Genomic DNA, 16,326 nt, shown 5'->3' with positions numbered 1-16,326 from the left:
ATAAAACATTAGTTATGGTAAGTGTTCATCAACTTTAAATAGGATTCATATTGCTTTTCAGAAGATTTCGCCCAAGTATAAGTTCGTACGATCTCCTTCCCCTTTAACCCAAGCTTATTCATCAAGTCTTCATCCTCAAGTAGTTGTAACAAAGAGTCACTAAACTTCTTTGGGTTATCAGGTTCGACCAAAATTGCATTTTCACCAACCACTTCTTTAATTGCTTGCAATTTAAATGATACAATTGGTTTACCACTGGATAAATATTCAAACAATTTAGTGGGTTGATCAAGCTCAGTTTGCATGCACTTAGCATGAGGTATCAACAAAACATCTGCTAGAGATAAGTAAAATGGAATTGCATCGGATGGAACAAAACCCCGTATAAAAATATTATCCAAGTTTTTATCTCTGATGTATTTTTTTAACGTCAATTCAAGAGGACCACTGCCAAGAATTACTAAGCTAATATCTTGCTTTTTATCTTTTAAATAGTTCATGGCTTCAGCTAAGTACATAACACCATGTAATTCCGACAATGAGCCAACATACATTGCAATTTTATTTTCATTTTGAATATGCAACTTTTCTCTGAAACGATCTTCATCTTCTTTCTTTGAAACAAAATTATTTGGAATATTCACACCGTGTGGAACTACATAGATATAATCTATGGATATATCGAATTCCTGAGACACATATGTACGCATTATTTCCGTATAAACAATTACCCCATTAGATTTTTGAAATGTTCTCTTTTCAATCCTCTTTACAAAAGATCTATTTAGCTTACTTCTCCAAGATTTATTCTTTGAAGTCGTTGATTCTTCATAAGCTAAACCCATTGGCTCGAAAAGAACAAAATATTTATTCCTTTTTAAAAAGTTAATCATTTGAGCAATAAAAGCCGCTTGATAAGTATAACAATGTATGATATCACAGTTCAACTTGAACAATTTGAAAGAAGAAAATAAAGCTACAGAAAGGAATTTTATTTTTTTTCTGTAACAAATTTTGTACATATTGTAGTCTAAAGTCCGAAAGTGAGGCAAATGTGATTCTTCAACTTTTGGAGTAAGGACTTCTATTGAAAGATCATAGTTTTTAAGTTTTTTTAATCTTTCTATAACATAAGCTTCCCTAACATCCAAATTCTTACCTTGGAGTAAAATTGTACCAGTAAAAAGCGCTACCTTCATATTTACCTACTAAATTGGAAATCGGAATAAAGTTTGTAGAGAATAGAAAATTTAAATTCACAAATCGCTTATTTCATACACTTCAAGTAATCCATTTGTATATATCCTATCCATTTTTGTTGTTGAAAAACCGGCAGGCCGCCTATAAGTTAAAGATTGAACAAAATAATCCAGATCATAAACTTCTTTTATTTTACGAATGTCTTTTGCCAATATATACCATTCAATACTTCTATAAATATCCCTCTCAGTAGCTTGGTAAGGACTTTCTGAATAAAAATATGATGACGTATATGGCACTCTGGTTAAGTTATCAACAAAAGAGCTATCAATAAATCCATAGGCTAAGCCTTCAGTCCCACCTTGAAGGACTGAAGAACCATTTGTTTGCAAAGCAATCGATCTTACATTGTGACTATTTTCGCTGATAATCAAAACACGTTTATCTTTTTCGATATGATCATTTATCCAATTCCCCTCATGAAATGTTAATTCACTCATATACCAATAATGCTGGTATTCGCCAGTTCGCTCATGATTGTAGAAAGAAGAAAAAGAAACAAAGAATAAAAGATTCAGTACAATTAAAACTGTGAGAATTCTAGATGTCATGACATTTTGTACCTTAAATAAATTCCAAAAACCAACTGTACCTAAAAAAACCAAAAATAATAAACCAACATAAACTCCATAATTTATGTTATAGAAAAATGGAGCAAACGACAGCACTGAACTCAATAGCAACCACTGAGCAATATTTTTATTTTTATTCAATATCAGATAAATTAATCCACCCAAAGCAAAAACGATCAGAGGGCCAACAAATCTTGTATGCGAAACAAGCATTGTCAGTATCCAATCATATCTAGAACCTGCAACTATCAAGGATTTTTCAAAAAAAGGAAGCATAGATGCGATGCAAAAGCCTATGGCATACAAATAATTTAAATAAACTTGCTTACTCCATATCCGTTCAATATTTGAAATGACCTTTAGTGCAATATAGGCAAACAAGATCGGAAGAGTAAACCAAGCGTAATGATGGATCGAAAAAATGAATATCAAGATTATTAGTGTAAAGAGTATTTTTTTAGTGATGGGTATCTTTTTTAGCAAAATGAAGATGAAAAAAGGCAAAAAGATCATAAATGGACCTCTAGCACTGATTTCCCAAGTGCTAAAGATCATTATTCCTTGAGATATGGAAAAAAACATAGCCATTAGATACTTAAAAACAAAATCGTTATAGATTAAGCCTGCTAAAGAATACCCCACAAAAATACTAAACAAACCAATAAATATGGAAAAAAGTAAAATTGTCGTTTCCATATTCATATCTAAAAGCTGTGACATGCCAGAAAGAGAAAATGGCACTGCGCTTGCATATGAATATGGATAAAAGCCAAAAACTGAAAGCCAGTGAACCCACCAATTAGCAAGTCCATAAGTCGAGATGGAGTTTGCGAGGGAATGTATGAAAAATGAGTCAGCACCTTTTTCATGGGGTATAGAAGGAATTCGAAGAATAATATTAAGCAATAAAAGTAATGAAAATAAGATTACTTTTGTTTTCTTGCTGATTTCAAATTCCGACATAATATCTCTTTAACCCTTGCCTTGCTATAATAATTAATTATCTCAGGATCATCTATTTTGGGAGCTCTTTTGATGAATTCAAGGAAATAGCCGTAAATATATGCAATCCCGATGCCTGTCTTAAAATAACCTTTTCTACTATATAACATTTTTATTCCCTTTAATATAATATGAAGTGGAGCATACCCAATATAATAATTATTTGCTCCTAATTTCCGATAACCTTTAAATTGTCCTTCAGCAGATGCATAAGGTCTTGAAGATATTACTTCTATATGGCAAAATTGCTTAGTTTGCCATCCCCTAAGCTTTGCTTTCACATTAGAAACACTATCCGGACTGGAAGTTAGCAAATACCCCCCAGTTTCTTCAAAGCATTCTCTACTCCAAAGACGCGCACCTCCTGAAGGAATATCTTCCCTATACTCACTCCAAACTATTTTTTCACCAACTATGTTTCCAACTCTCCCACTACATATACCAAGGTTTGGATTTTTCGAAAGCTCTTCAATTAACAACTCAAAATGATCTTTTTCAAGGATAATGTCAGCATCTACACAGCCAACATAATTGTATGCATTCCGCTTATTTTTGCATTTTTTTATTGCATAATCAAAGCCTTCTCTGTAAACATGTGCAACATGAATACCCAAATTCCTTGGTTTTTGAGACAGAGTTAGTACATGAATCCAAGAATGTTCATGTGAAAGTGTTTCCAAGATTTTGGATGTACCATCTGTACTTCCATCATCCACAATAACCCATATTTTTGGTTGTATTGTTTGACTAATAACTGATTCTGTAAGATTCGGAAGATTTTCTTCCTCATCTTTACAAGGAGTTATCAATATGTAGTCTTTCAAACCCATAAGTTATCGTCCATCCGTATTACTTCAAAGCATTCTGCAAAATCATACCCCATTGCCCAACCATGAGTTTTTGCCATTGCTTTTACCCTTTCTATTAATAGTTCACCACCAAATTTTGTGTATTGCGTATTATAGGCTCTAATTGCCTCTAATTTGACATCAATTGTTTCTGTAATATCAACAAAAAATTGAGGTCGGAAAGCGAAAACGTTTGGTCTATATGGTAATGTTGATCCACTCAATACTGTTTTCACTCGACCCTGGCGAGAAACAGCAAACATGATATCCGCTGCAGCCTTGTGATCTTGATGAGAATCAAAAGGATGATGAGAAATAAAAACATCAGGACGTAAGTCATCCACAATAGAATCAACTTCACCTATTATACTACCACCAGATGGTAAATTTGTAGTTTCATAGTCAAGAAAAATAACATTCTTAATTCCTAATATCTTCGATGAGTCAATTGCCTCATTTTTTAGTTGATCATTAGAATACTTATTTCCGCTTGAATCAGTATAACCTCCTGATGTCAAAATCAGAAGATTTACATTATACCCCTTTTTTGCAAATTTGGCAAGAGTGCCACCAGCTTCAAGTTCCATATCATCGGGATGAGCCCCCATTGCGAGAATTGTAGGTTTCATTGTTAAACTCCTATTATTCGAATTGATCGCCAGTTTTGATTATAAAATCGAGTTGATCACCATTCGGATCCAAAAAAGCATAATCATCGATGATCAAGACACCATTCTTTACACTTACTGTAATAGATGAATCAGTGACATCAACCACTTTTCCATATATGGAATTAGATGAACGAGTCTCAACTCTTGCATTCCAAATGACAAATCGATTCCCATTAAGGTAACTATATGCCCCGGGCCATGGCTTTGTCAAAGCTCTTATTAGGTTAACTATCTCAATCGAATTTTTTTGCCAATTAATGTGCCCATCTTCAGGCTTTCGTGGTTTGAAATAAGTCGCTTTGGAATCATCTTGTTCCATTCCTTCAGGGATACATCCAGATTCTATATTTTTAACAATACTTTCCAGTAATGCGCAAGCCTTTGAATATATTTTATCATGAAGCGACCTAGCAGTATCTTTTGAAGAAATTGGAACTAAGGATTGTGAAATAATTCGCCCCGTGTCTATCCCAGTATCCAGGTAATGAAGAGTTACGCCAGTCTCATGCTCACCATTTATTATTGCCCAATTAATAACATGCTGCCCTCTGTAGAATGGTAGATATGAAGGATGAATGTTAATTGTTCCAAATTTAGGAATAGCAAAGATTACTTCTGGAATGATATATTTATACCCGCATACGATTATTAAATCTGTCTTTAAACTGTGTATGAAATTTGCATAGTTGTAGAGTTCTTTTTTAGTGGGTTGGAAAATAGGTATCGAATATTTGTTTGCAAGAGCTATAATAGAACTTATGTTCGCATCTTTTTTCATGGATGGTCGACAAAAAACGCCAATCACATTAGAAATTTGGAACAATTGATCAAAAATTAATGGATTGTTTCCAAAAAATAAAACATTAAGTTTTTTCTGGTTCATAGCTAACTCCTGTTGGACCAATGTTTAATAACATATCTAAAACGGACATGTTTGGTATAAAGTCATCATATTGCTGTGAATAGACTGGGTGACAAAAATCTTGAAAAACAACTTCTATACCCTTGTTATCAAACAAAGATTTGTCCAAATAGTTTTCCCCCATCATCCCAGACAAATAAGTATCGCCATCCAAAGTATCAACAATATCAACTAGTTTTTCTGTTGAAGTGGATTTGATATCAAAATCACTAGAAAATACAATTTTTGTATTTAACCCAAGTTTCTCGATTAAAAAATTTATTAGGTCCATATTTAGATCTATAAGAAAATCATACTTTTGACTATAAATATATTCTAATTCAACCCCATAATCCTTAAAATATGGAGCTTTCTCATAATTTGACATAATTTCTTTGAAGTGATAGTCGCTCCAATCAAGTCCACCTAGCTTTAAATCATTTTTAATCTCAATTTGTTTAATAGGGACATGTTTTTTTTCTACAGGAACAGTAAGCCATTTCCAACCATGATATATTCTAATCTTATTCCTATGTTGAAAATCCCCTTTGTTAAATTGAGCATCATCATAGATAACAAAGATATCAGATTTTTTGATTTTATCGAAAAAACCAAAATAAGGCAAATAATTTGGTTGGTGGATACTAACAATCATAGATAGCCCATATTGTCCATTTCATTATCAAATTATTTTTAACATGTTGAAATTTAAATAGATTATTAATCGTTTAGTTCAAATATATATCTTAATCATATTTATTTAATGATGAATTTTCCGATTTTCCTCGCCGGAACACCGGCAACCTTGGTATATTTATCAACGTCCTTTGTTACAACAGCACCCGCTCCAACAACTGCACCCTCTCCAATAGTAACATCGGGTAGAATGATAGCACCTGCACCGATCCATGCATCATCACTAATGACAATTTTGCCTCGCTGAATTTTTACATACGATCTTATACGTGAAAAATTAGGATCCGATGAAGTTACAAGGGTAACGTTTGGCCCTATGGCAACTCTATCCCCAATGAAGAGATTATGTGAATCATCTAACTTTTCAGCCACAGTTAAACCTTCCGCTATATACACCTGCTCACCTATTGAATACCCGCAGGATTTGTATAGCAAAATTCTTACCTTATAGGAGGGTATGTTTTTTGCAATATACTTAAATATTTTTTTCCGGAATCTAAGCAGTGCCATTGTTTCTCCAGTTAAAATGTATTTAATTATATATATTATTTATTTATATTAGAATTGTTGAGATACATTTCAGTTCTTTCAACGATAAAACCAACGACATCCTCAACATCATTCAACATTATGTCTCTTTTTGACTTCCATTTTTCTTTAACATTCGTGTCCCGCAATAAGCCAATAGCTAATTGAAGAGCTTCATTTCTATCAGAAAGAGTATAGACCAGGCCATATTTCTTTTCCAGTTCATTTAGATAGCCACGTTCCGTATTGGAAACGTAGATGGAAGGTACGCCCAAAACTGCTGCTTCAGAAGCCATTGTTGCCCCTTCACTGATACAAAGACTTGCATGATAGATAATATCATGCAAATCATCAGGATCTAAATCAAGCTGATAATCCTCTATCGTTTTCCAATCTGATTTTTCAGAAGAGACAACGATTCTACCGTATTGTTCCAGAACAGAAATAAATTGCTTTAGTTCATCTTCGGTTTCAAAATTAAATCCAGTTGCATGAAGATCATGATGTGAACCTAAAGCTGATAAACGCAAAAGAATATAGTCTTCCTCTAAGCCATATTTTTCTAATACCCCTCTATCGGGTTTGAAATATTGCGGGTGAAGATAAGCCAATTCATAATAACCTTTGAAACGTTCCTGCTTTGGACCCAAATCAAGGTAAAAAGAGGTGGAAGTATAGATTTTGTCTGTAAATGGCAGTGTCAACATTGTAACAAGACCTGCGATTTCCGTATCAGAAAAAGCAAGATGTGGTTTTCTCATCAAGCTACTAACTTGAGCAGAATAAGGAGAACCAGGACTTACAAAAATATCCGGCTGAAATTTTCTGGCAATTCTATATAGACGTAAGTCATTTGCAAAAATACCAAATGCTTTCCCTAACATGCTTTGATAGTAGGGGCATGTCTCATATTGAAAACCGAGATCATCAAGCATTCTTTTAGTACTTTCTTTTGCCCGCACAAATATCTTAACAATGTGACCTTTATTTTGAAGAGACAAAACAACGTTTTTGAACACATTCACATCCTTTGGATGACCAATGTCAAGCAGAATACGCATATTTGAACCCGATTTTACCGCAAATAACTCATAAAAATTACTTTAGCTTTTTATAAACCCCATACCCGATCTCACTCAACCGTTTCCGCAATGGTCCATTCACTTTCTCATACCGACCAAAATTCACCTGCTCTCCTCCAAAGCGTCTCTTGAACTCCCTGACACCATAGGGTTTATCGGGATGGCCGGCACCGCCGAAATCAAAAACTTTATACACCCCTGCATTTGTTTTCAATATATGCCAGACCAGTGCCTCATCAACGTACTGAACATCTTTTTTTGAACCTGCATACCAATCATATACAAGTTCTTTATAATTAAGTGTTATACGCGCACCAACCGGCATATCATCCTTTAATGCAATGAAAAAATCTGCCATTCCTTTCGGGACAAACTCATCATAGACTGCCCTGAAAAGAGAAATATCCGCAACCGGGACTTTCACATCCAAATAAGTCTTCTTTATGATTTCATAAGAAGCTGCCAGTTCTTCAGCATTTTGCACTCTTCTTATAGTGATACCGGATTTTTCCGCACGGTTTACTCCTTTCCTTCGGGACTTGCTAATATCGGACCAGATAGCATCAGCATCCCGATTAAGATCTATAAGGTAATCCAGATGTTCTTCATAGGCATAACCGGCTGATCCAAGTGAATTTTTGATGTCTGAAGTATCCCAGAGATTTCGCACCTGTGAAAATACGGTTTTATTTTTACTTCGCTTATCATATTCTCTCAAAAGCATATCCAGAGCTTGCTGTCCATCTTCACTCTCGGCTACCAGAGGACCAGCCATGATTATACTTCGTCCGGTAAAACAACCCAGAAAATCGTTGATTTCACATATTATAGATGCCTGCAGCAATGCCAGCACATCACCACTGGACTCATCAACTGCAGCAAGAGAAACTGGCCTGTAATTATTTGATTTTCTATATACTTCGGCCATTGAACTAGTCTGGAAAATAGTTCCATGCGTGTGCTGCAGGACAAATGCATCCCAGACATCGGCATCTAATGAATCAGTAACTGTTATCATCAGCATTCACAACATATCATTTACTGGAACTATATTTCCTGTACAGGACAATTCCTGCTTTGCCTACATTTTTTACGTTCTGGAAAAGCAGCTCTTTTGTCCATCCTCCAAGCCCATCACACCATCTGTTCGGATGGACCAGCATGCATATTTGCGGTGTCGTTTCTGACTGAATCAAATCCACAACGTCATCACTTGAACTTATACCATGAATTGAGAGATGTTCAGAATCCAGAACATCTTTTACGCGAATATTGCGATCTGCCCAGGTTCTTCCTGTATCTGTCAGGTACAGTACTTTGCTATAATCGATTGATAAATAGGGTTCACCAATGATGCCATAGTCCCTGAAATCATATTTATCCCACAAGTCCCGATTGGACCATTTAGCAAAGGGATTCCCATGCATGCAAACTGTCCTGACATCAGCTATTTCCCTTAAATCCTCCAGCTCTTTTTTGAAAACTTCAATCGCTTTATCCGGATCTCCTTTGGCCTTATCCATTACCTCATAATGGAAACCAATTTCATGACCAAGATCTGAAATCATTTTTATTGATTCAGGCTTAAAAACATCGTTTACATGCCTGAAATAATAAGTTGAAGAGACATCATGCTTGTTTTCCAGTTTTGCCATTTCAATTGACCTTTGTACATCACGATCTACGTCGTGACGCAGGACAAGGCATCTTGGAGAAGGAGATTTCAAAAAGCTGCCAACATTTTGAACAGAATATGAAGTCGACTTTGCAGCCTCCATCATTTCATTATATTTTGATAAAGTAAAATCCCGCATGAAATCTCCCAATTAAGCTTAATCTTAGTAATGTAAGGTGCAAATCAGATTTAAATTTTCTGGTTTTTATTTTTATCAGCTCAAAGAAATGCTGATAATGGCTCATTGGACAGAGAGTCTACGCTTAAAAACTAATCCTGCAACGGCTAACAGGACAATAACCACTCCCATATATGCCCCGACAATGCGGGAAACTACCGCAAAATCAAAATCCCTCATCCAAAATACAGTTAAAACTATTATTACAAAAAGTAGCATGGAATACGAAATAAAGCTAAAAACCAAACCCCTCTTCCAATCCGCTATATGAATTTTGTCAGTCATTAATTTGGACTCCTTTTTGTTTAGCTTGAGTAAGAAAGGATATTTTGTTTTCTGGTATCAAGATCAAGATGGGTGTTAAACATGGATAAATGAACATTAAAAATATCTCTGACTTTAAGAGGGTTTACGGAGAATAAATGTGAGTGGCCCGGATTTAGGCGCACATTTTCCAGATCATCTACAAAACTTTCTACCTTACTTAGCGCTGCTCCTAAAGCATTTGGATTCTTAGTCATGTCCATCGCCACATTGTCTGCTAAACTTTCAGCTTCCCGGGGGGTGCCCAGTTGGACAAGCAGGGCCGCCGGAGGAGCTGCAATTCCCATTGCAATCAAACGAATAAGTTTCGGAGCCGGATCATAGTCCTGGCCAAAACCTCCCAATAATGCACCCCACAAAGCCAGTGTTGAAAATGCTGAAATAATTCCGGCAAACAGCGCCACAATGGTATTCAAAGAGACTGCATCGTTTTTTATATGCCCGATTTCCCGGGCCAATAAAACCTCAAGTTCCTCAGAATCAAATACTTCTATAGCGCTGGAGCTTATAGAGACATTTTTTTTTCGCGTCCCAACAGTAAACAGAAGTGGTAAATCAGAATCAAATACGTAAAGATCAGGTTCATTCACACCAGCCATATCAGCTAAATTCCTCAAGATGGAACGAATTTCATCATATTCCGTCGATTGAACTTTTTTAGAATGGTACCACCTCAGGAGTACCCTTGCACCAAGGAAGTAAAATATCAAGCTCAACAGAAAAACAGCAATTAAAGAACCAATTAATCCGTTATTGCCTCCCAAAAACCACGAAATAGCAACTACTACTAAGGAAGGTAAGGCAAAAAGGAAAAAAATCTTTACTTTATTTTTGCTGGATCCTGGCATAAGTTTCTTTCCACTGAAATATGACCTATATTATTCCTGCCCCATATTTAAAATGTTTCGATAATATATCACGGATAAGCTTATTAAAGAAAATAGCTTTCATTGTAACTACTGCCTAGTATGAAACGGAGCCACTTACAGATGTTTAAGTCCAAAAAATGTATCTACAAGCAGGATTTAGCGCTTCTTTTGTTATTTTCATTACTTGCCTGTATTTTTGTTCTTTTGCCCCCTTTAAATGAAACTCCCCTCCGTATAATATTTGCACTTCCACTTCTCTTTTTCATACCAGGTTACGCGTTTATAGCAGCGTTATTTCCGCGAAATGATTCTATCAGCGGAATTGAGAGGTTTACTCTAAGTGTAGGCTTTAGCATAGCAATCGTAGTCTTTGACGGTTTTGCTGTCAGTATGACTGAATGGCTATTCCGGCCAAACTCAATCTCAATTTCCCTTTCACTCATCACGTTAATTCTTGTTGAAATTGCATATTTTGCAAGAAGGCGCCATCCTGAAGAAGAGCAATTTTCGTTTTCCTTTAAGGACTTTGTTGAATCCATTAAAAAAGACGACGATAAAACGGTCTTAATGTCTAAAGAAGAACGAGATAGGCAAAAGATGATTGAAAAGGCTCTTGTAATTGCACTGGTATTATCCATCGTAATCGCAACTGCCATGTTTGCTTACGCAAAAGTAACACGTGAAAAAGAAACATTTACTGCCCTCTACATTCTAGGCCCGGATGGCAAGGCTGAAAACTACCCAACTGTTGCATCACCCACGCAGCCCCTGACAGTTACAGTGGGGATTGAAAATCATGAACTTGAAAAAATCAATTATATTTTACAAATGCGCCATGATGGAACAGTGATTCAGGAATTGCAAATCCCACTGGAAGACGGAGAAACATGGCTTGAAGACATGACATATCCGGGAACACAGCTAAAGCAGGATCAGTCTAAACTGGAATTTGTCATTTTTAAGGAAGAAGTCGCAAACTTCCCATACCGTTCAGTTCATCTCTGGATCACACATGATCTTTCAGGAATTGATCTCCCGTTTTCTACAGTATTACCCCTTCCATCACACATAAACAGTACAAGTTTTATGGTACAATGGGAAGGAACCCATCCAAATAATGAGCCAATCTACTTCAATATTGAATACAGCACAAATGGCGTTAATTGGATTCAATGGATTTCATCCACAGAGCGTACCTTAGACATGTTTACAGGTGAAGAAGGTAGAACATACTATTTCAGATCGAAAGCTATAGATGATTCCGGAATTGAAGAATTTGTTGAAAACGTTCCAGATGCACAAACTACAATTGATTTGACCAACCCGGAAATAAGCCTTTCACTAAGTAAATCCGGAACACAGCTTAACATAAGAGCTACTTCGTCAGAAGAACTGGAAGATATGACCGCTTACGTAACAGCATTGTACTTCTCAGCAGATCCAGTTGAAGTGGAAATGAGTTCCTCTGATGGAATAACATGGTCAGGTACCTACACAATAACCAATGCTGATAAAACCCACTTGATTGAAGTTGTAGGCAAAGACTTCGCTTTGAATAGTGGAGAAGCATCCGAAAACTTCTAAGATTTCGGTTACCATTTTTAATTTCTCTTTTCATATATAATCCGATAAACCCTCCACTCAAATTAAATACCATAAGCCCCAACTAAGGCGCTGAAAACCGATAAAACTCATACCGAAGGCAACACCTGTGATCCACTCCATCCTCGACAACGATCTATACAAATTCACCATGCAAATGGCCGTGCTTGAGCTGTTTCCCACAGTGACAGCCGAATATCGCTTCATCAATCGCGGAGACCAGAAATTCACGAATGAATTTGTGTACGAACTCAATAACATCATCAATACTGAAATTACAGAACTTCAACTCACGGAAGAAGAGCACAAATGGCTTTCAGAAAACTGCCCCTATTTTACCGCTACCTACCTTGAATACCTGAAAAATTTCCGTTTCAGGCCTGAAGAAGTCTCAATATCGCTGAATGAATCAAATGGTATCAACATCCAGATCAAAGGACCCTGGCACAGCACAATCCTGTGGGAAATTGTATTGATGTCTACCATTTCCGAACTTTATTTTGATATGATTGAGACAGATTGGAAATCAGAACATTCTATATCCACTATTACTCATGCTTACCGAAATCTGATCGAAGATATGGGGAATAAACTCAAACTCTCAAATTGTATCTTGAGTGAATTCGGAACTCGTCGTAGGAGAAGCTTTGAACTGCAGGACAACGTTATAGATGTTCTCAAGGGTTTTTCCATCTGTTCCGGGACCAGTAATGTGCATTTAGCACAAAAATACAATCTTAAACCAATAGGAACAATCGGCCATGAATGGATAATGGGAAATTCCGCACTGGTCGGACTCCGAAACGCTAATAAATTCGCGTTTGAAAACTGGGTGAAAGTTTACAAAGGGAATCTGGGAATTGCGCTTACCGATACATTTGGATCAGATGCTTTTTTCAATAATTTTGATGGAAAGCTTGCACGTATCTATGATGGGGTCAGGCATGACAGCGGAAAGCCGCTTGAATTTGTGGACAGGGCAATTGAACACTACAAAAGCTTAGGCATCGATCCAACGCAAAAAGTTGTCGTATTCAGCGATTCCCTTGATGCAGATAAGGCAATCAAGATCAAAAAATACTGTGATGAACGCATAAAGTGCAGTTTTGGAATCGGAACAAGCCTGACGAATAATCCGGAATTTTTCAGAGAAGAGCCTCCGCTTAATATTGTAATCAAATTGCACAAGGTCAATGATATACCAGTTGTAAAATTAAGTGACTCCGGGGAAAAGGCCACAGGAGATAGGGATGCCCTCAGGGTAGCAAATTATATTTTTGGCGTGAAAGGGCTGGATGAAGAATAATTGTTTATTAAACTTAACCCAACTCTAAAAATGAAATATAACCAGACTTTTTTCTGCGGATTCACAGGGTTTTGCGGCTTTTCCTGAAATCATATTTTGGTTTCTGGTGAACTATAGTTATCTTGCGAATGATCGGTTTCTGCAACCAAACTTTTGCAAAATCAATCCTAAAATGTTTTGTTTCCCTTTTCTTGACGTTTTTTCAAAAAGCATTGTCAAGCGACGTACAGTTCGGACCAATGGACCTTGGAAATATAAGTATCATATACCCACATATTTTTGCAAAACACACATTTCACCCCAATCCGACAGGTTTTGTGAGTATGGAAGTGCCTAATGAATACAGAAGAGCCATTCCCGGAAATGATCTCTAACCAAGACGGAACGTTGAGAGAGGCCATTCAATGACAGAATGCATATCAATAAATAACAGGTATGAAGAAGACTGGAAAGAAGCACGGGATTTCCTAAAGGAAATTCGTTATATGATCCTGTTTTACGTTCTTGGAGACTTCCTGAGCACATGCTGGGCGTTGCAATATAGTTTTGAACAAAATAAGTTTCTAGCACTTGCTATGGAACACTTTGGAATTGGAATCTTCCTCTTATTTAAAGTCTTTTTCATTGTGTTTGCTTACTGGACATATCGTCAGTTAAAATATTCAAAGATGAAAACAAGGGAGAAAATGTGGAACTACTCAAAAAATGTAATTACATTTGCAGGAGCATTTCTGGTAATCAACAACATGCTAGTAGTAGTTGCACGGATCAGCTTTACAGATCTTCTCACTCTTGCAATTATGTAAGAAAATAGAGCTCTCTCACACTATTTTTTTGATTTTTCAACAAAATCAAACAATACTAGATGTTGGGCCAATTCCAGCCCAACCCTAAAAATAGAAGTTAGCCAAACATCTTTTCTGCGGCTTCTGCAAGTTCGGGCAGCTTATCTGCAGGAATGCCGAGAATCATTTCATCTTCACCAATGTTGGCAAACTTTCGACTGCCACCGCAGCCTAGTGTTGCGCTCACAATCTGTTCCTTATGCGGAAATACAACGCCATCGGCACAAACACTCTGAATACCCGCAAAACTTGCATTTACGCGGCCTCCCGAGTGATGAATAAGTGCCTGTGAAAGCTGCATTGCTTTCTTTGGAGTGTCAATGATTAGAACAACATCGGGTTTGAAAGTGATTTTATCAAGAGGGCCGTAAATCACACCTTTAGTGCTTCCGGCAGGCAGTGTGGGAACCTGCTCCATGGTGTGTTTTGCTGATTCCAGATTCTCAAAGCGACCCAATCCATAGTAAGTTTCACCGCTTGCAAGTTTTGCAGGCATTTCCTGCATTCCCATGACAGCAGCACCGCCTTTACACTGCTGGTCATCTACAAGAGAATAGAACTGTTTTCCTTCCTTGCGAACTTTGTCCACCATCTGGCAATGCCTCAAAGGACCATTTATTCTCTCAATATCGTCTGGAATCTCGGACTCATCAGACACAAGTGCAACGGCTATAGGGGAAGTTTTCAGTTTCAGCAAACGAATAAGATCAGTACCAATATTGTTAATTTGTTCCAGTTCCATCAGGATATTCCTCACTATGTTCATAGTTGTTAACAGTTGTGTATTTCACATACATAACCGCCTATTATATAAGCCTTGCACATCGATAAAACGCTGTTAATATCCACTTATTCTGTTATTGCACTAAACAGAGCGATTAATGAGTCGTTTAAGTTTACGTTTCAAATCGATATCTTCATCTGCCTTTGCACCCACGATTTCAAGAGCTTCGGAAAACACCATTACAGCCTTGCGATAACCATGCATTTCCTGATATGCACGACCCTTCATTTCAAGAAGGGTGACATTCTCAGGATCCTGCTCCGATAGGAATTCAAAGCATTTTAGCGCCTCATTGCACCGACCCAGATTCAGACAGGCGACACCTTTGTTGAAAATTGCATTTCTATTTTGAGGTTCAAGATTAAGGGCCTGACAAAAGCATCGGAGAGCCTCAGCATGATCATTACAGGACTTACCTTCTCTAATCCATTCTGAAGCAGTTTTTGTTCCTTTTAGAAGCGACATGCAATCCTCTTTAAGGTACCATTTTTGTGAAAATGATCACCCATCTTTTTCTTGGCATAATCTTGTGCAGAAAGATCGAGTTACAATATAGGCTTTACTCTCTTATAACGGTAAATAAAAAGTGAAACGATTGGATTTTAATGCCATTTACTTTTTAATTTTTTTCTAAAATAATGACCCTCCACTTTGCTTCAACACATTTTTGCAATAGTTACTTTTGTGCATGTACATGAATTTTGTTTTTGTGTACACAATAGTCATAACCATGTCCAAAAATATCTGAGATAGTGGAATGGAAGTTTAAAGAGGAACCCTAATGACAGGATATATATCAATAGAAAATAGGTATGAAGAAGATTGGAAAGAAGCACGCGCTTTCCTTTATGAAATACGTTACATGATCCTGTTTTATGTCCTTGGAGATTTTCTAAGTACATATTGGGCATTAAACTACGGATTTGAACAAAATGGATTCCTTGCACTTGCCATGGAGCACTTTGGGATTGGCATCCTGTTCATATTCAAAATGATTTTCATATTATTTGCTTATTGGACATATCGCCAGCTAAGAGATTCGGATATGAAGGAAAGAGATACAATCTGGAACTACTCAAAAAATGCAATTACATTTGCAGGAGCATTCCTTGTAGTCAACAACATGATGGTAGTAGTTGCAAGAATAAGTCTCACAGATCTAGTCACTCTTGCGATGATGTAA

The 16,326-nt window shown here is 36.7% G+C and carries 18 protein-coding genes; 4 read left to right on the top strand and 14 right to left on the bottom strand.

Annotated features, from left to right (window positions below; all coding sequences use genetic code 11):
- Nucleotides 1–8: 8 nt before the first annotated feature.
- The 12 genes from J2755_RS01950 to J2755_RS01895 form a co-directional block, all read right to left on the bottom strand.
- The gene (locus tag J2755_RS01950; protein ID WP_209678914.1) at nt 9–1,199 is read right to left on the bottom strand and encodes a glycosyltransferase; all 1,191 of its coding nucleotides are present in this window, start codon (nt 1,197–1,199) and stop codon (nt 9–11) included.
- 57 nt (nt 1,200–1,256) lie between these two features.
- The gene (locus J2755_RS01945; protein WP_209678911.1) at nt 1,257–2,795 is read right to left on the bottom strand and encodes a hypothetical protein; all 1,539 of its coding nucleotides are present in this window, start codon (nt 2,793–2,795) and stop codon (nt 1,257–1,259) included.
- Nucleotides 2,759–3,664 carry a glycosyltransferase family 2 protein gene (locus tag J2755_RS01940; RefSeq protein ID WP_209678908.1) on the bottom strand — a complete coding sequence of 302 codons (906 nt, stop codon included), beginning with the start codon at nt 3,662–3,664 and terminating at the stop codon, nt 2,759–2,761. Before J2755_RS01940 ends, J2755_RS01945 begins: the two co-directional genes overlap by 37 nt.
- Nucleotides 3,655–4,311 (bottom strand): PIG-L deacetylase family protein, encoded by a 657-nt coding sequence (locus tag J2755_RS01935; protein WP_209678905.1) that lies wholly within the window; start codon nt 4,309–4,311, stop codon nt 3,655–3,657. The genes J2755_RS01940 and J2755_RS01935 overlap by 10 nt, the downstream gene beginning before the upstream one ends.
- A gap of 13 nt (nt 4,312–4,324) precedes the next feature.
- Nucleotides 4,325–5,236 (bottom strand): methionyl-tRNA formyltransferase, encoded by a 912-nt coding sequence (locus J2755_RS01930; RefSeq protein WP_209678902.1) that lies wholly within the window; start codon nt 5,234–5,236, stop codon nt 4,325–4,327.
- Entirely contained in the window at nt 5,217–5,909 is a 693-nt protein-coding gene (locus J2755_RS01925) for a WbqC family protein (RefSeq protein ID WP_209678899.1), read from the bottom strand. The genes J2755_RS01930 and J2755_RS01925 overlap by 20 nt, the downstream gene beginning before the upstream one ends.
- 101 nt (nt 5,910–6,010) lie before the next feature.
- Nucleotides 6,011–6,460 (bottom strand): acyltransferase, encoded by a 450-nt coding sequence (locus J2755_RS01920; protein WP_209678896.1) that lies wholly within the window; start codon nt 6,458–6,460, stop codon nt 6,011–6,013.
- A gap of 35 nt (nt 6,461–6,495) precedes the next feature.
- A complete protein-coding gene (locus tag J2755_RS01915; protein WP_209678893.1) occupies nt 6,496–7,539 on the bottom strand; it encodes a DUF354 domain-containing protein in 1,044 nt (347 codons plus the stop codon).
- Nucleotides 7,540–7,576: 37 nt separating this feature from the next.
- A complete protein-coding gene (locus J2755_RS01910) occupies nt 7,577–8,578 on the bottom strand; it encodes a lipid II:glycine glycyltransferase FemX (RefSeq protein ID WP_209678890.1) in 1,002 nt (333 codons plus the stop codon).
- Nucleotides 8,579–8,594: 16 nt separating this feature from the next.
- Nucleotides 8,595–9,374 carry a hypothetical protein gene (locus tag J2755_RS01905; RefSeq protein ID WP_209678887.1) on the bottom strand — a complete coding sequence of 260 codons (780 nt, stop codon included), beginning with the start codon at nt 9,372–9,374 and terminating at the stop codon, nt 8,595–8,597.
- A 102-nt stretch (nt 9,375–9,476) separates the two neighbouring features.
- On the bottom strand, nt 9,477–9,698 hold the full coding sequence (locus tag J2755_RS01900) for a hypothetical protein (RefSeq protein WP_209678884.1): 222 nt from the start codon (nt 9,696–9,698) through the stop codon (nt 9,477–9,479).
- 20 nt (nt 9,699–9,718) lie between these two features.
- The gene (locus tag J2755_RS01895) at nt 9,719–10,585 is read right to left on the bottom strand and encodes a M48 family metalloprotease (protein WP_209678881.1); all 867 of its coding nucleotides are present in this window, start codon (nt 10,583–10,585) and stop codon (nt 9,719–9,721) included.
- Between the two features lie 141 nt (nt 10,586–10,726).
- On the opposite strand from J2755_RS01895, the gene J2755_RS01890 reads away from it, so the two are divergent.
- The 3 genes from J2755_RS01890 (at nt 10,727) to J2755_RS01880 (ending at nt 14,320) form a co-directional block, all read left to right on the top strand.
- Entirely contained in the window at nt 10,727–12,190 is a 1,464-nt protein-coding gene (locus tag J2755_RS01890) for a DUF1616 domain-containing protein (RefSeq protein WP_209678878.1), read from the top strand.
- A 127-nt stretch (nt 12,191–12,317) separates the two neighbouring features.
- A complete protein-coding gene (gene pncB, locus J2755_RS01885; RefSeq protein WP_209678875.1) occupies nt 12,318–13,514 on the top strand; it encodes a nicotinate phosphoribosyltransferase in 1,197 nt (398 codons plus the stop codon).
- Between the two features lie 404 nt (nt 13,515–13,918).
- Entirely contained in the window at nt 13,919–14,320 is a 402-nt protein-coding gene (locus J2755_RS01880; RefSeq protein WP_209678872.1) for a hypothetical protein, read from the top strand.
- Nucleotides 14,321–14,417: 97 nt separating this feature from the next.
- Here the strand turns inward: J2755_RS01880 and J2755_RS01875 are convergent, their stop codons facing one another.
- Both J2755_RS01875 and J2755_RS01870 read right to left on the bottom strand, forming a co-directional pair.
- Nucleotides 14,418–15,101, bottom strand: a complete 684-nt coding sequence (locus tag J2755_RS01875; RefSeq protein WP_209678869.1) for a DUF169 domain-containing protein — start codon at nt 15,099–15,101, stop codon at nt 14,418–14,420.
- A gap of 123 nt (nt 15,102–15,224) precedes the next feature.
- Complete coding sequence (locus tag J2755_RS01870) at nt 15,225–15,608, bottom strand: tetratricopeptide repeat protein (RefSeq protein WP_209678866.1); 384 nt, start codon at nt 15,606–15,608, stop codon at nt 15,225–15,227.
- A 316-nt stretch (nt 15,609–15,924) separates the two neighbouring features.
- Between J2755_RS01870 and J2755_RS01865 the strand changes: the two genes are divergently transcribed.
- Nucleotides 15,925–16,326: a hypothetical protein gene (locus J2755_RS01865; protein ID WP_209678863.1), complete on the top strand. Its 402-nt coding sequence runs from the start codon at nt 15,925–15,927 to the stop codon at nt 16,324–16,326.

The sequence above is a fragment of the Methanohalophilus levihalophilus genome (genome assembly GCF_017874375.1).
Classification (GTDB): Archaea; Halobacteriota; Methanosarcinia; order Methanosarcinales; family Methanosarcinaceae; genus Methanohalophilus; species Methanohalophilus levihalophilus.
This window is presented reverse-complemented; position numbering and strand designations above follow the sequence as displayed.

What these genes read in the sequence shown, in the direction of transcription:
- J2755_RS01950 (WP_209678914.1), bottom strand. Translation starts at nt 1,199, where the DNA reads ATGAAGGTAGCGCTTTTTACTGGTACAATTTTACTCCAAGGTAAGAAT.
- J2755_RS01945 (WP_209678911.1), bottom strand. Translation starts at nt 2,795, where the DNA reads ATGTCGGAATTTGAAATCAGCAAGAAAACAAAAGTAATCTTATTTTCA.
- J2755_RS01940 (WP_209678908.1), bottom strand. Translation starts at nt 3,664, where the DNA reads ATGGGTTTGAAAGACTACATATTGATAACTCCTTGTAAAGATGAGGAA.
- J2755_RS01935 (WP_209678905.1), bottom strand. Translation starts at nt 4,311, where the DNA reads ATGAAACCTACAATTCTCGCAATGGGGGCTCATCCCGATGATATGGAA.
- J2755_RS01930 (WP_209678902.1), bottom strand. Translation starts at nt 5,236, where the DNA reads ATGAACCAGAAAAAACTTAATGTTTTATTTTTTGGAAACAATCCATTA.
- J2755_RS01925 (WP_209678899.1), bottom strand. Translation starts at nt 5,909, where the DNA reads ATGATTGTTAGTATCCACCAACCAAATTATTTGCCTTATTTTGGTTTT.
- J2755_RS01920 (WP_209678896.1), bottom strand. Translation starts at nt 6,460, where the DNA reads ATGGCACTGCTTAGATTCCGGAAAAAAATATTTAAGTATATTGCAAAA.
- J2755_RS01915 (WP_209678893.1), bottom strand. Translation starts at nt 7,539, where the DNA reads ATGCGTATTCTGCTTGACATTGGTCATCCAAAGGATGTGAATGTGTTC.
- J2755_RS01910 (WP_209678890.1), bottom strand. Translation starts at nt 8,578, where the DNA reads ATGATAACAGTTACTGATTCATTAGATGCCGATGTCTGGGATGCATTT.
- J2755_RS01905 (WP_209678887.1), bottom strand. Translation starts at nt 9,374, where the DNA reads ATGCGGGATTTTACTTTATCAAAATATAATGAAATGATGGAGGCTGCA.
- J2755_RS01900 (WP_209678884.1), bottom strand. Translation starts at nt 9,698, where the DNA reads ATGACTGACAAAATTCATATAGCGGATTGGAAGAGGGGTTTGGTTTTT.
- J2755_RS01895 (WP_209678881.1), bottom strand. Translation starts at nt 10,585, where the DNA reads ATGCCAGGATCCAGCAAAAATAAAGTAAAGATTTTTTTCCTTTTTGCC.
- J2755_RS01890 (WP_209678878.1), top strand. Translation starts at nt 10,727, where the DNA reads ATGTTTAAGTCCAAAAAATGTATCTACAAGCAGGATTTAGCGCTTCTT.
- J2755_RS01880 (WP_209678872.1), top strand. Translation starts at nt 13,919, where the DNA reads ATGACAGAATGCATATCAATAAATAACAGGTATGAAGAAGACTGGAAA.
- J2755_RS01875 (WP_209678869.1), bottom strand. Translation starts at nt 15,101, where the DNA reads ATGGAACTGGAACAAATTAACAATATTGGTACTGATCTTATTCGTTTG.
- J2755_RS01870 (WP_209678866.1), bottom strand. Translation starts at nt 15,608, where the DNA reads ATGTCGCTTCTAAAAGGAACAAAAACTGCTTCAGAATGGATTAGAGAA.
- J2755_RS01865 (WP_209678863.1), top strand. Translation starts at nt 15,925, where the DNA reads ATGACAGGATATATATCAATAGAAAATAGGTATGAAGAAGATTGGAAA.